This is a genomic window from Thalassotalea euphylliae (genome assembly GCF_003390375.1).
GTDB classification, from domain to species: domain Bacteria; phylum Pseudomonadota; class Gammaproteobacteria; order Enterobacterales; family Alteromonadaceae; genus Thalassotalea_F; species Thalassotalea_F euphylliae_A.
Genome location: NZ_QUOT01000001.1, coordinates 230,394 through 243,941 on the forward strand (window position 1 = coordinate 230,394; position 13,548 = coordinate 243,941).

At 41.5% G+C, this 13,548-nt stretch carries 11 protein-coding genes; 8 read left to right on the top strand and 3 right to left on the bottom strand.

Annotated features, from left to right (window positions below; genetic code table 11):
• The first annotated feature begins 65 nt into the window (after positions 1-65).
• The 6 genes from thrS to DXX94_RS01125 all read left to right on the top strand — a co-directional run bounded on the left by thrS (position 66) and on the right by DXX94_RS01125 (position 7,263).
• Positions 66-1,976 (top strand): threonine--tRNA ligase, encoded by a 1,911-nt coding sequence (thrS, locus tag DXX94_RS01095; RefSeq protein WP_116013312.1) that lies wholly within the window; start codon positions 66-68, stop codon positions 1,974-1,976.
• A 92-nt stretch (positions 1,977-2,068) separates the two neighbouring features.
• Complete coding sequence (gene infC / locus DXX94_RS01100) at positions 2,069-2,635, top strand: translation initiation factor IF-3 (RefSeq protein WP_181901589.1); 567 nt, start codon at positions 2,069-2,071, stop codon at positions 2,633-2,635.
• A gap of 156 nt (positions 2,636-2,791) precedes the next feature.
• Positions 2,792-2,986 carry a 50S ribosomal protein L35 gene (gene rpmI / locus DXX94_RS01105; RefSeq protein WP_116000135.1) on the top strand — a complete coding sequence of 65 codons (195 nt, stop codon included), beginning with the start codon at positions 2,792-2,794 and terminating at the stop codon, positions 2,984-2,986.
• Between the two features lie 16 nt (positions 2,987-3,002).
• Positions 3,003-3,362, top strand: coding sequence for a 50S ribosomal protein L20 (rplT, locus tag DXX94_RS01110; protein WP_116000136.1), 360 nt, complete (start codon positions 3,003-3,005; stop codon positions 3,360-3,362).
• 281 nt (positions 3,363-3,643) lie between these two features.
• The gene (locus DXX94_RS01120; protein ID WP_116013317.1) at positions 3,644-4,747 is read left to right on the top strand and encodes a phosphoribosylaminoimidazolesuccinocarboxamide synthase; all 1,104 of its coding nucleotides are present in this window, start codon (positions 3,644-3,646) and stop codon (positions 4,745-4,747) included.
• Positions 4,748-5,118: 371 nt separating this feature from the next.
• Positions 5,119-7,263: a methyl-accepting chemotaxis protein gene (locus DXX94_RS01125; protein ID WP_116013318.1), complete on the top strand. Its 2,145-nt coding sequence runs from the start codon at positions 5,119-5,121 to the stop codon at positions 7,261-7,263.
• Between the two features lie 136 nt (positions 7,264-7,399).
• Here DXX94_RS01125 and DXX94_RS01130 read toward each other — a convergent pair whose 3' ends face one another.
• The 3 genes from DXX94_RS01130 to DXX94_RS01140 all read right to left on the bottom strand — a co-directional run bounded on the left by DXX94_RS01130 (position 7,400) and on the right by DXX94_RS01140 (position 9,576).
• The gene (locus DXX94_RS01130; RefSeq protein WP_116013320.1) at positions 7,400-8,038 is read right to left on the bottom strand and encodes a GNAT family N-acetyltransferase; all 639 of its coding nucleotides are present in this window, start codon (positions 8,036-8,038) and stop codon (positions 7,400-7,402) included.
• Positions 8,039-8,053: 15 nt separating this feature from the next.
• Positions 8,054-8,770, bottom strand: a complete 717-nt coding sequence (locus DXX94_RS01135) for a DUF1456 family protein (RefSeq protein WP_116013322.1) — start codon at positions 8,768-8,770, stop codon at positions 8,054-8,056.
• 113 nt (positions 8,771-8,883) lie between these two features.
• The gene (locus DXX94_RS01140) at positions 8,884-9,576 is read right to left on the bottom strand and encodes a helix-turn-helix domain-containing protein (RefSeq protein WP_116013323.1); all 693 of its coding nucleotides are present in this window, start codon (positions 9,574-9,576) and stop codon (positions 8,884-8,886) included.
• Positions 9,577-9,804: 228 nt separating this feature from the next.
• On the opposite strand from DXX94_RS01140, the gene DXX94_RS01145 reads away from it, so the two are divergent.
• On the top strand, positions 9,805-11,352 hold the full coding sequence (locus DXX94_RS01145; protein ID WP_116018209.1) for a methyl-accepting chemotaxis protein: 1,548 nt from the start codon (positions 9,805-9,807) through the stop codon (positions 11,350-11,352).
• 74 nt (positions 11,353-11,426) lie between these two features.
• Entirely contained in the window at positions 11,427-13,487 is a 2,061-nt protein-coding gene (locus DXX94_RS01150; protein WP_116013325.1) for a bifunctional diguanylate cyclase/phosphodiesterase, read from the top strand.
• Positions 13,488-13,548 lie beyond the last annotated feature (61 nt).

Here is a 13,548-nt window from a genome sequence, read left to right on the forward strand (position 1 = left end):
TCACACTTTTATTTAAAATTAACAAGCGGCGCTACGTGTGCGTCGCCACTGTGTAAGGAAATTTCATGCCTGTAATTACTCTCCCAGACGGAAGTCAACGTTCTTTCGATAATCCAGTATCTGTAATGGATGTTGCATTAGACATTGGTCCTGGTTTAGCAAAAGCGACACTTGCCGGTCGCATTAATGGTGAGCGCGTAGACGCGTGCGAAACAATCACCGAAGATTGCCAACTACAGTTGATCACTGCAAAAGATGAAGATGGTCTGGAGATTATTCGCCACTCTTGTGCTCACTTGTTAGGTCACGCGATCAAGCAATTATTCCCAGATGTAAAAATGGCGATTGGTCCTACAATCGACAACGGGTTTTACTACGACATCGATTTAGAGCAAGCATTAAACGACGATGATTTAGCTAAGTTAGAAAAGCGCATGCTTGAGCTTGCTAAAACTAACTATGCGGTTGTGAAGAAAACGGTTTCTTGGCAAGAAGCACGCGACACGTTTGAAGCGCGTGGCGAAAGTTACAAGATGGAAATCTTAGACGAAAACATCGAAAAAGATGATCGTCCAGGCTTATACCACCACGAAGAATACATCGACATGTGTCGTGGCCCACACGTACCAAACATGAAGCACTGTCATCACTTTAAACTGATGAATGTCGCAGGTGCCTACTGGCGTGGTGATTCAGAAAACAAAATGCTACAGCGTATTTACGGCACAGCATGGGCAGATAAGAAGCAATTAAAAGCTTACTTACAACGTTTGGCCGAAGCGGAAAAGCGCGACCACCGTAAAATTGGTAAAGCATTAGATTTATTCCACTGGCAAACCGAAGCGCCGGGTATGGTGTTCTGGCATAACGATGGTTGGACGATTTACACTGAACTTGAAAAGTTTGTTCGCCAAAAGCTACACGAGTATGACTACGACGAAGTAAAAGGTCCATTAATGATGGATCGTCAGTTGTGGGAGCGCTCAGGCCACTGGGACAAATACGCAGAAAACATGTTCACGACAGAATCTGAAAAACGTGAATATGCGATTAAGCCAATGAACTGCCCAGGTCACGTACAAATTTTCAACCAAGGTCTTAAGTCATACCGTGACTTACCGCTACGTATGGCGGAATTTGGCTGTTGCCACCGCAATGAGCCATCAGGTGCATTGCACGGCTTAATGCGCGTACGTGGTTTCACCCAAGATGACGCCCACATTTTCTGTACTGAAGATCAAGTTCAAGCAGAAGTTACTAAGTGTATTGAAATGGTTTACGACGTCTACAAAACCTTTGGTTTTGAAGACATTCTCGTAAAACTTTCGACACGTCCTGAAAAGCGCATCGGTGCTGACGAAATTTGGGACAAAGCCGAGGAAGGCCTCGCAAATGCGCTTAACTCGTTAGACATCCCATTTGATTACTTACCAGGTGAAGGTGCATTCTACGGTCCAAAAATTGAGTTCACTTTGCTCGATTGTTTAGGCCGTAACTGGCAATGTGGTACGGTGCAGCTAGACTTTGCACTACCAGGTCGTTTAGATGCGTCTTACATTGGTGAAGATGGCGAACGTCATGTACCAGTTATGATCCACCGTGCAATCTTAGGTTCATTAGAGCGTTTCATCGGTATTTTAATCGAAGAATACTCAGGTAAATTCCCAACTTGGTTATCACCAATTCAGGCAACTGTGATGAATATCACCGACAAACAAGGTGAATATTGTGAAAATGTTGTGAAAAAACTGAAAGAAAGTGGATTTAGAGCCAAAGTTGACTTGAGAAATGAGAAGATAGGCTTTAAAATCCGCGAGCACACTTTGAAGCGTGTTCCATATCTTTTAGTCGTTGGTGACAAAGAGATGGAAAATGGCGAAATTGCAGTTCGTACACGCGGTGGTGAAGATTTAGGAAAAATGTCGGTTGACGACTTTATTGCTAAGCTAACACAAGAAGTTAGCGACAGAACCTAATCCTAGTGATTCGCAAATAAAGTTAAAACGGACACAACACGTTATTTTATCCAGGCATGTATGCAAAATCATGCCTGATTATTTTTAGTTCTTTGGAGGAACAGGCTATTAAAGGTGGTCAAAGAGGCGGTCAAAAAGAGCCGGCACATCGTTTAAATGAGTTAATTACAGGTATTCCAGGTAATGAAGTTCGCTTGATTGGTTATGACGGCGAAGCTGCTGGAATCGTAACCTTAAATGAGGCAATGAACTTAGCGGAGCAAGCTGGTGTTGATTTAGTAGAAATCAGCCCAACGGCAAAACCGCCTGTGTGTCGTGTAATGGATTACGGTAAGTTCCTTTACGAAAAAGCCAAAGAGCAAAAAGAACAGCGTAAAAAGCAGAAACAAATACAGGTCAAGGAAATTAAATTCCGTCCTGGTACAGATGAAGGCGACTATCAGGTCAAACTACGCAACCTGAAGCGCTTTTTAGAAGGTGGTGACAAGGCTAAGGTAACAGTACGTTTCCGCGGTCGTGAAATGGCCCACCAAGACATTGGTATCGAGCTTTTAAACCGTGTTAAAGCGGATTTACAAGACATAGCATCTGTAGAGTTCTTCCCGAAAAGGGCAGAGGGTCGTCAGATGATTATGGTTCTCGCACCAATCAAACGTTAATAGTTTGGTCTACAAGTAGTTAATCCTTTTATTTTTGTAATTGGATTGCTCACCACTATTATCTTGAAGCTGGTTATTAAGGCCTGCAAGTAGAGCGCAATTAGCACTCTCGCCTTGATAACTTAATATTAATGGCAGAAATGCGGAGTATTTTTCATGCCTAAAATGAAAACTAACAAAGGTGCTGCAAAGCGCTTTAAGCCTACAGCTAACGGCTATAAATTCAAGCAAGCTGGTCTTCGTCACATCCTGACTAAGCGCCGTACCAAAGTTAAGCGTCACTTACGTGCTAAATGCCTAGTTGCCGCTTCTGACATCAAGTCAGTTAAGAAAATGTTACGTCACGCTTAATAGGAGAACTTAGACAATGGCAAGAGTAAAACGTGGTGTTGTAGCACGCCGTTCTCACAAAAAAGTTTTAAAGCAAGCTAAAGGTTACTACGGTGCTCGTAGTCGCGTTTATCGCGTTGCTTTCCAAGCAGTAACTAAAGCTGGCCAATACGCATACCGTGACCGTCGTCAACGTAAGCGTCAATTCCGTCAACTTTGGATTGCTCGTATCAATGCTGCATCTCGTCAAAATGGTTTATCTTACAGCCGTTTCATCAACGGTCTTAAGAAAGCTTCTATCGAGATCGATCGTAAGATCTTAGCAGACATCGCTGTATACGATAAAGCTGCTTTCACTGTACTAGTAGAAAAAGCAAACGCGGCATTAGCTGCTTAAGCTTGACTATTTGAATAGTTGAAACACAAAAAAGGACGCACTAGCGTCCTTTTTTATTTTTTATACATGGATGTGTTTATGTCGCGTTAACAGGACGTTATAGAGCGACGATGTACAGGAAGTACGGTACGCCATGCCTATGTTGTGAAAGGAGGACGTCATAGAATGGCGCTTTATTATTTACATTGCTTTTGGTTTTAGTAAATAAGCTTAAAGAAATTATTAATGTGTTTTCATCGATTGAAATCAGACTAATAGATTCTTTAAAGGAAAGTATAAGCATGAGTCTTGCTGATCAAGTTTTGGCGGTAAATGATGATTTACCCATCCGCACTGATAAACCTGTTCACAGTGGTAAAGTTCGCAGCGTTTATTGGTTAACTGAAGCTGACAGTCGTCGTTTAATCATCGAGAAAGGATACGATGTTCCTACCGATACACCATTAGCCATCATGGTGATCAGCGACCGCATTTCAGCCTTTGATTGTATTTGGACTGGTGAGGGTGGCATGCGCGGTGTACCAGGTAAAGGTGCAGCGCTCAATGCGGTTTCAAACCATTGGTTTAAGCTTTTTAAAGAGCAAGGCTTAGCCGATAGTCACATTCTTGATATTCCTCACCCATTTGTATGGATCGTACAAAAAGCACAACCTGTGATGATTGAAGCGATCTGTCGTCAATACATTACCGGCTCTATGTGGCGTGCCTACGAAAAAGGTGAGCGTGATTTTTGTGGTATTGAATTACCAGTAGGCTTAAGCAGGGACAGCAAATTACCAGAGTTATTACAAACGCCATCAACAAAAGGTATTTTGAAAGGGATCCCTGATGTACCAGAGGCGGATGACGTTAACATTACCCGTAAAAACATTGTTGATAACTTCCAAGCCTTCAACTTTAAGTCGGTTGATGATATCGCTCTGTACGAAAAGCTGTTAACGCAGGGCTTTGATGTAATCTCAGACGCGCTTGGCAAGCTTGACCAAATTTTTGTCGATACCAAATTTGAATTTGGTTACGTCAAAGACAAAGCCGGTAACGACAAGTTAATTTACATGGATGAAGTGGGCACACCAGATTCTTCTCGTATTTGGGACGGTGAACAATATCGCGCTGGTAAAGTGGTGGAGAATTCAAAAGAGGGTTTCCGCCAACTATTGCTTAGTCATTTCCCAGATCCAGACATTCTGCTAAATAAAGAGCGAATGGAAGAGCGTGAAGCATTGGCACGCGATAATGAGTTACCTGCCAACGTACTCATGCAAGTGTCAAAAACTTATACCGATATTGCCGAGAAAATTACCGGCGAAAAAATCGTGTTAAGCGACAATCCTAAAGCTGAGATCATTAAAATATTGAAAACCCAGTACCAATTAGTTGACTAGGCAGTTATTATTTCTGCGAGGTTAATCGGCGAACTCAGCAAATGAAGCATCTGTAATTGTTACTAAAATTTGCTGGACTTGCCCGTTAGTGAAGCTAATAGGTAATATGATTTAGCATAGAATTATGTATATAACTTTGTATATAACGAGTTTACCAATTAGAGAATACCCATTAAGTATCTCGGTAACTATTGAAAAATACATAAACGACACACATTTGTATGCGCCCCGTTAAATCCTAAGGTAATATTAAGAATAATCTAATCATTACAACATACCTAACAAATGTATTTCAGATTGCGAGAAACTCAAATTTAGACTAGTTTCTCCATCTAAGTGTCCTTCAAATTAAGACAAAGGAATTTCCAGTTATGGCAACGAAAACCGCTAGTACCCCAGATCACGACTATCAACAAATGATCGCAAAAGTTGATGCATTAAATAAGGTACAGGCCGTTATTGAATTTACATTAGACGGCACAATCGTGACCGCCAATGATAATTTTCTCAACGCAATGGGTTACACATTGGAAGAAGTTGTAGGCAAGCACCATAGCATGTTTGCAGAAGCTGGCTATGCGAATACCGCTGAATACGCTGCATTTTGGCAGCAGTTGAACCAAGGCGAATTTGTCACCGGTGAATTCAAACGTATCGGTAAAGATGGTCAGCCAGTTTGGATCCAAGCATCGTACAATCCGATTTTCAACGAAGAAGGCAAAGCCACAGGTGTTGTAAAGTTTGCAACTGATATCACCGAGCAAAAAATAGCGGCGGCGAACTTTCAAGGTCAAATTGATGCCATCAGTAAATCTCAAGCGGTAATTGAATTTAATATGGATGGCACCATTATCACGGCGAATGATAACTTCCTTAATGCCATGGGTTACAGTTTAGTCGAAGTGCAGGGTAAACATCATAGTATCTTTGCTGATTCTGAGTACGCTAACAGCCTAGAGTACAAGCTGTTTTGGGAAAAACTAGGCCGCGGTGAGTTTGAAGCAGGTGAATACCGACGTGTCGGTAAAAATGGGAAAGAAGTTTGGATTCAAGCTTCCTACAACCCAATATTAGATATGGAAGGCAAGCCATTTAAAGTGGTTAAGTATGCTTCAGATATCACGACACAAAAATTAGAATCGGCTAATTTCTCAGGTCAGATTGACGCTATTGGCAAATCACAAGCCGTGATTGAGTTTGAATTAGACGGCACAATTATTGATGCCAACGAAAACTTTTTAATGACCATGGGCTATACGCTAGCTGAAGTGAAAGGTAAACACCACAGCATGTTTGCAGAGCCAGAAGTTGCCGGTAGTCCAGAGTATCAGCACTTCTGGCAAAAACTAGGTCAAGGTCAGTTCGATTCCGGTGAATACCGTCGTTTAGGTAAGTTTGGTAAAGAAGTTTGGATTCAAGCTTCATATAACCCAATTTTAGACATGAACGGTAAGCCATTTAAAGTGGTTAAGTACGCCACTGATATTACCAAGCGCAAACAAGCGATATCAGAAATCAAAGACAGCATTATGTCGTTATCGGAAGGGGATTTAACCAACCGTATTGACGCTGACCTAGGTGAAGAATTCAGCGTGTTAGGTGATTCGATGAATTCCTTGCTGGATAACTTAAACGATATGATGAGTACGATTCGCGATGCAGCTGATCATGTGTTCCACTCGTCGCGTGAGTTAGCGGTAGGTAACAGTGAGTTAAGTCAACGTACTGAATCTCAAGCGGCAAGCCTTGAAGAAACTGCCTCAGCGATGGAAGAACTGACTTCTACGGTTCAGCAAAATGCCAATAACGCAACGGAGGCCACTAAGCTTTCTACTACGGCGATGAGTAAAGCCAGTGATGGTGGCGACGTGGTAAACAATGCGATTGCTGCAATGCAGGCTATTGAAAAGTCTAGCAAGAAAATCTCTGACATCATCGGTGTTATTGATGAAATTGCATTTCAAACAAACCTGCTCGCACTAAACGCCGCAGTTGAAGCCGCACGTGCTGGCGAGCAAGGCCGCGGTTTTGCAGTTGTTGCAAGTGAAGTTCGCAACTTAGCACAACGCAGTGCGTCTGCGGCGAAGGAAATCAAAGGTTTGATTAACGACAGTGTTGATGCGGTTAATCAAGGTAGCAAGCTTGTTGATGATACAGGCAAGACATTTAGCGATGTTATCGGTGCGGTACAAGAAGTGGTTACCATGATTTCGGATATCGACTCTGCAAGTCGCGAACAAGCGGTTGGTATTAGTGAAGTGAGCAACGCAGTTTCGCAAATGGATTCGATGACACAGCAAAATGCAGCATTAGTTGAAGAAGCAACAGCGGCAAGCCGTTCGATGGAAGAAAAAGCACAAGACTTACTTGAGCAAGTATCAAACTTCGAAACTGATGAAGCTTTACAAAGCCCAGTATTAAAACCTGAAGTGACTCGCACTAGAGACTTTAACTCACGCCCTAAACCGGCAGCGCGTTTACGCAAGCCAGTAGTTAATGAGTGGGAAGACTTCTAATTATCGTTTTGCAATAGCTAATAAGCTAACATAGTTGGCAATATATTAAAAAAGCCATCATCGATTCACGTCGATGATGGCTTTTTTAATGCGTATGTTTTAGCTGGAAGTTACTAGTCGCTATTTATAGCCAGTTTTATTCGTTATCAGCTAATAACTTAGGTGACGTGACCAAAATCTTATAGGGTAAAAGCTCGGCTAATAAGTTTTCATCAATACTGAGTGATTGAAAGCCTTGTTTTTGGAAATAGGCCGAAATTTCTGAACTTGTTGCGGTTTGCTCAGTCAACTTCATGGCTTGATAGTAAGCTTTATCCTCAGCTAACTCACATTCTTCTGGGTCGATAAAAAAGTGCATTGGCATTGCCATTAACCAAATCGACTGCGCTTTTGAGTATTCGTTTGCCAGGTAATTTAGGATCGCTTTACCTACACCTTTACCTTGGTATGCTGGCAGAACGCTAATCGCCTCTAGCATAATGTGCTGGGTTGCCTTTTTACTCTCTTGTTTTACTGAAAGTTGCTCACTAAGGTCAGCTTTTACATTGTGCCCTTTAAAAAATAAGTTTAATGGCAGCTCCCAATCTGTGGCACCTAGTTCTTCAAGTGCTTCACAGCTTTGTAGTGCATTGCGATGCTTGTTGATGGTTAGTAGCTCTAATTCAACTTTGGCGATAAGTTGATCGCCATCTAATACATTTAGCTCTTGATAAAGCTGCCATTCAAAATTTGTTTTAATCTCTGGCGATTGCAGGGAAAAGGTATAGTCGGTCATGAATTTGCCTTGTGCTTACTTATCTTTTTGTCCCCAGATTTGCTCTGGTTTAAGTTTCAATGTTTTGCGCTCATCTGACTTCATGCTGTCATCGCGTTGATTACTGGCATTTGGATTCACATAAACTTTACTTTTGTTTGGTCGCGCGCCTTGTTTCGTCAATTTGTCAGTTTTACTCTTTTTATTAGTAACAGCACTTTTGGGCTTGCCAGCATGCTTATTAGGTTGAGTGTTTGCTGAGCCATCCTGGTGGTCAGCGACAGCAGAGTTTCTGATTGGTCGCTGTTTTTGCTGGATTGCCGTTAACAAGTTACGCAATATTTGATCTTTACATTGACGAAAATGCTTGTGATCAGGCTTTCTAAAAAATGCACTTAGTTCAGCTTTACCTAAATTAAAATCAACTGATTTTAGTAACGCTAATATATCTTCAGCTTTCAGTGATAAGGCAATTTTTATCTTAGTTAAAATTAAATTATTGCTAAGTTGTTTTTCGTTAATTGGCGTTTGCCCATCTTTTTTACCGCGATTTTTAACTATCCAACCATTTAGGAAACCTGCTAATTTTTGATCTGATAGGTTAACTTGATCTTTATCGTCGTCTTTTCTTAACCAGTTGACTACTTGCTCGGTCGTCACACCAACGTCTGCTAGCGCAAAAATGTCGCAAATCTGCTTGTCTGTGAAGTTATAGGTAAAACGCAGTCGGCGCAGAATATCGTTATTAGTCACTCGTTAATCTCATGAAAAGGGTAAACGCGTATTTTAGCATGAAATTGGTGATGCGCGCTTAATTTTGTAGTCTTGCGATATTTTTACGCAATGGAATTGAATTCGAGCACTTATCAGGAATCAGCAACTTCTTTACGCAAATCATCGATACATTTATCGCATTTTGCTTTTAGACATTTAGAGAGCTGTTCATGTTCCGAGAATACTTTAGTGACGCTAAAAGAAATACCCTCTAGCAACTGTGTGTGATTAACAATGGGCATTAATGTGCATTGGTAAATATGGGGATTATGCACGGTGCTTATGTGAAATGAATCAATATGCAACTGGGTTAGCAGTTTAAGTGCGTTTAGTTTGATGCGTTTTAATTGTTGAGAACAGACATGACTGGTTAAGTCTTCGAAACTATCTACAGGGCCCGCTGCTGGGTTCAAAACAGTGCTTGTGTTATAACAACTTATTTTCCCTGTGCTGAAGTGATAGGCGCCAATTAGCACATCAAGTTCAGCAAGGTGCTGCTTAGTATCATTGAACGCATGGTTATCTAGCACTTTAATAAAGGCATTTTTACCTGAATTTACGCTTTGTTCTCGTGTAGTAAAACCTTTCGTACCATATCGCAGCCAGTCTTCATCAACCGCTAAACTGCGGGCGAGTTTGGTTAAAGAGTGCGAGCTGATGTTGTCGGTAGCAAACCATTTGTAAATTGATTGTCGGCTAATGTTAGTAAGCCGAGATAACTGTGAAATTGAGATGTTGCGCTCTGCCAACAACTTTTTCAGTCGGGAAGAAAACTTATGTGCCATAAACTTCAGGCTAATACTTTTGCTTATTATTATGATACTCGGCTACTGGTCACCAATCTTGATCTGCGTCAACCTGCCTTGGCTTTTTAGCATAAAATGTAAGGGTTTTCATTGCTCAGATTGCAAGGTGTCAAGTTGTAGTTGACACATTTGCAGCGATTTGACGATCGTCAGATAAATTTACAAGCTAGCGCATCACTTCTACATTATTTAATGGCAGTTGAAAGGATGTCACGAGAAGTAAAGTTAGCCCATGATGACGTACTCATATCAGTTACGGATACCGCAAGCCATATCACTTATGCGAACCAAAAGTTTTGCGATATAGCGGGATTTACTGAAGATGAATTAGCCAACCAACCACACAATATCGTTCGCCATAGCGAGATGCCCAAAGCGGCGTTTGCCAATATGTGGCAGTATATAGAAAATGGCGAATCATGGATGGGACCGGTTAAAAACCACTGTAAAAATGGTGATTACTACTGGGTAAATGCCTTTGTTACGCCGATTAAAGATCAGCAAGGGAACATTGTTGAATACCAGTCGGTACGCACCCAACCTGATCCAGAGGTTGTCGAACGAGCGAGCAAAACCTATCAACAGCTTAACCAAGATAAGTTGCCAGCCAAATTAAAATTCTGTACCGATGCCACAAGCTGGGTGCAATGGCTACTGCCGTTAATACTGCTCTACTTACTTACATTACCTTTCTTTTTTCCACACATCACTACCGCATTGCTACCGTTGATGTTAGTTGTGGCTGCAACAGTCGGTGTGTTTTCTTACTGGCGAATAAAATACCGTGCCATGGTCAAAGCGACCAAAGAGGTGTACGACAACCCACTGATGAATTATCTATACGCCGGCACAACTGATGACATAGGCTCAGTGATTTTAGCGTTAAAAATGCGTAAAGCTGAATTAAATGCTGTGGTAGGGCGTGTGTGTGATGTCTCTACTCAGGTTACCGAAACCGCTAATGATTGCCATCAACTAGGTCAACAAGCATCAACGGCTTGTAGTGAGCAAAATCGTGAAACATCGCAAGTTTCGCAGGCGATAAAAGAGCTTTCCGATACCATCAACGATATTTCAACTACCGTTAAACAAGGTGCGCAGGCAAGTGAGCAAGGCATGCAACTTTCGCAACTTAGCCAATCTACCGTTACGGATATGCTCGGCGCAATCGATGCATTGTCACAACACTTGTCATGTGTTGGCGGCACGATAGAACGATTAATTACCGGTACTCATTCGATCGAAACGGTATTAACTGAAATTAGTGGTATTGCAGATCAAACTAATCTACTCGCGTTAAACGCAGCGATTGAAGCAGCACGTGCCGGTGAACAGGGCAGAGGTTTTTCCGTTGTCGCTGAAGAAGTTAGAGCACTTGCCATTCGTACACAGTCTTCTACGGAAGAGATCAACAGTTTACTTAGCCAAATTAAAACTGAATCTGCTGGAGCCATTAAAGAAATGAATGAAGGTGGCGAGCTATCTGCGACTTGTGTTGAGTTGGCGACAGCCACAAAACAAGCCCTAACAGACATTAATAATGAAGTTCATCGGCTTTCCACACACAGTGTCGATATTTCTGTCAATGTTGAGCAGCAAGCAGTGGTGGCTGAGCAAATTAGTCATAACTTGCAATCAATTTCTACAATGTCGTCTGATACTGATGAGCATAGCAAGAGCGCATGTCAATTGAACCTGAGCCTGTTGCATCGAATTAGTGACCAACAGCGCTTAGTTGGCCAGTTTTTGAATTAACACATTGAAGGCGCTTTATTAGTGCGTTTTTTTGGTAATAAAAGTTAAGTTATTCCCTAAGTTCGAGAAGATCGATGAATGAAGTTGTATTAAGTAGTCGTTTCCCTGAATTATTGTCTGATGCTATTGATCCCATGTTGATATTGCGTGGCGAAGACGTGATTGATTGTAACCAGGCAGCCTTGGATTTTTTCAAATTTACCTGCCGACGTGAGTGTTTAACAAAGCGCCCATGGGATTTATCACCAACCTATCAGCCTGACGGACTACTTTCACTTGAAAAAGGTTGGCAAAAAATTATGGCCTGCTACCAACACGGTAAGCAGCGGTTCTTATGGTTACACCGAGACATGCAGCAACTTCTGCACTGGGTTGAAGTCACCATTGTAAAAATTTCGCACGGTGATAGCAGTTATATTCACGCGACAATTCGTGATGTTGTAAAAACGCAAACTGATAAAGACTCACAATCAACCGAAGAAGAGGGCACTCAGCTATATCAGATTGATAATGGCTATCGTGAACAGCTCGATTTGGTGAATCCTTATATCCAGCTATTACATGAACATAAAAAGGTGATTGATGCTTCTTCGATCGTGTCAAAAACCAGCCCTAAGGGCATCATTACATACGTCAACAAAAATTTTTGTGAAACCTCTGGTTATCATGAGCGTGAACTGATTGGCCAAAGTCATAATATTATTCGCCACCCTGATATGGACACCGCGGTATTTAAAGATTTATGGCGCACCATAGCGTGCGGTAAAATTTGGCAAGGGGTGATCAAAAACCGTAAGAAAAATGGTGACACTTATTTAGTGAAAAGCACCATAGCACCGATATTTAATGATAGTGGTCGTATCGCTGAGTATATCGCGATTAGACAAGATGTTACTGAATTTACCAAACAAAAGTTAGTCATTGAACAGCAAACAATCGACCCAATTACCAAAGCAAAAAACTACTCTACTTTACTTAGCGACATGAGCAGTGAGCTGCAATGTCATATTGCCATTATTGATATACCTGACTTAGAAGTGATTCAAAATGCTTATGATATTAAAGAGTATTATCGGGTGTTTGCGCGAGTTGCCTCTCAACTAGCTAGCTTGCTGCCAGTTGAAGCAACGCTATATCGTCATTCTGGCCGCTCTTTTGCGGTATTGATGCCTAATACTATACCGTTTAACGACTTTATTCGCCTTTGCTTAGAGTGGCAGAATGAGCTTGAAGAGCGAGACATAGAAACGGCGAACAACTTGTTCTCGTTAACTTTTTATATTGGGTTAGCGCAATGGATGCCTGATGCCGACTTACTTAGCCGCGCACGGATGGCGTTAGTAGGTGGTGACGAATTGAATCAGAAGCTTTCTGTTTTTACGCAAGGCAGTAATATTCACAGTCGCTTGCTATCCACCATTGATTGGACAAATCGCTTAAAGTCAGCAGTTACGGGCAATGGCATTGTCATTTTTGGTCAGAAAATAGTGAATCAGCAACACGACTATTATTCCACCGAAGTACTCATGCGCTATTTTGACCCAGACAAGCAGCATTATGTATCGCCAATTGAATTTTTAGGTTATGCCAAACGTTCAAAAGTTTACCCAAGCTTATCGCGTGTGGTGATTGAAAAAGCGTTTGAATATTTTGCCAGCAAGCAGCAACGCTTTTCGATTAACTTATCAAAAGCGGATATCTCGGATCGGTTTACTGCAAATTTAATACTTTCATTGCTAGACAAATACCAACTCGGCAAAAACGTTATCATTGAACTTGTTGAGTCTGAAAACTACGAGTTGGACGATCAAAAGTTTGCAGACTTCCTCGTCAAGCTTAAAGCGCACCAGTGCCAGATTGCGATTGACGACTTTGGCTCAGGCTACTCTAACTTTGAATATTTAACCCGCTTACCCGTCGATATTATTAAAATCGATGGTTCACTAATAAAGCAGATAGCGACGAATCAAAAGCATCAAGTGATTGTGAATACCATAGTGACCTTCTGTCACTCACTGGGTATAAAAGTGGTCGCTGAATATGTTGCCAATGAGCAGGTGTTAGATAAGGTGAAAGAGTTTGGTGTTGATATGTACCAAGGCTATCACTTTCATCAACCGGAAAGGTTGCATTGATAACAAGGTTTTAATGTTCATCATCAGAAAGAATTAAGCAGAATTGGTTAATTTAAAATAC

Coding starts and splice junctions, on each gene's coding strand:
- rplT (WP_116000136.1), top strand. CDS start 3,003: ATGGCAAGAGTAAAACGTGGTGTTGTAGCACGCCGTTCTCACAAAAAA.
- DXX94_RS01150 (WP_116013325.1), top strand. CDS start 11,427: ATGAATGAAGTTGTATTAAGTAGTCGTTTCCCTGAATTATTGTCTGAT.
- DXX94_RS01120 (WP_116013317.1), top strand. CDS start 3,644: ATGAGTCTTGCTGATCAAGTTTTGGCGGTAAATGATGATTTACCCATC.
- DXX94_RS01140 (WP_116013323.1), bottom strand. CDS start 9,576: ATGGCACATAAGTTTTCTTCCCGACTGAAAAAGTTGTTGGCAGAGCGC.
- DXX94_RS01145 (WP_116018209.1), top strand. CDS start 9,805: ATGTCACGAGAAGTAAAGTTAGCCCATGATGACGTACTCATATCAGTT.
- thrS (WP_116013312.1), top strand. CDS start 66: ATGCCTGTAATTACTCTCCCAGACGGAAGTCAACGTTCTTTCGATAAT.
- DXX94_RS01125 (WP_116013318.1), top strand. CDS start 5,119: ATGGCAACGAAAACCGCTAGTACCCCAGATCACGACTATCAACAAATG.
- rpmI (WP_116000135.1), top strand. CDS start 2,792: ATGCCTAAAATGAAAACTAACAAAGGTGCTGCAAAGCGCTTTAAGCCT.
- DXX94_RS01130 (WP_116013320.1), bottom strand. CDS start 8,038: ATGACCGACTATACCTTTTCCCTGCAATCGCCAGAGATTAAAACAAAT.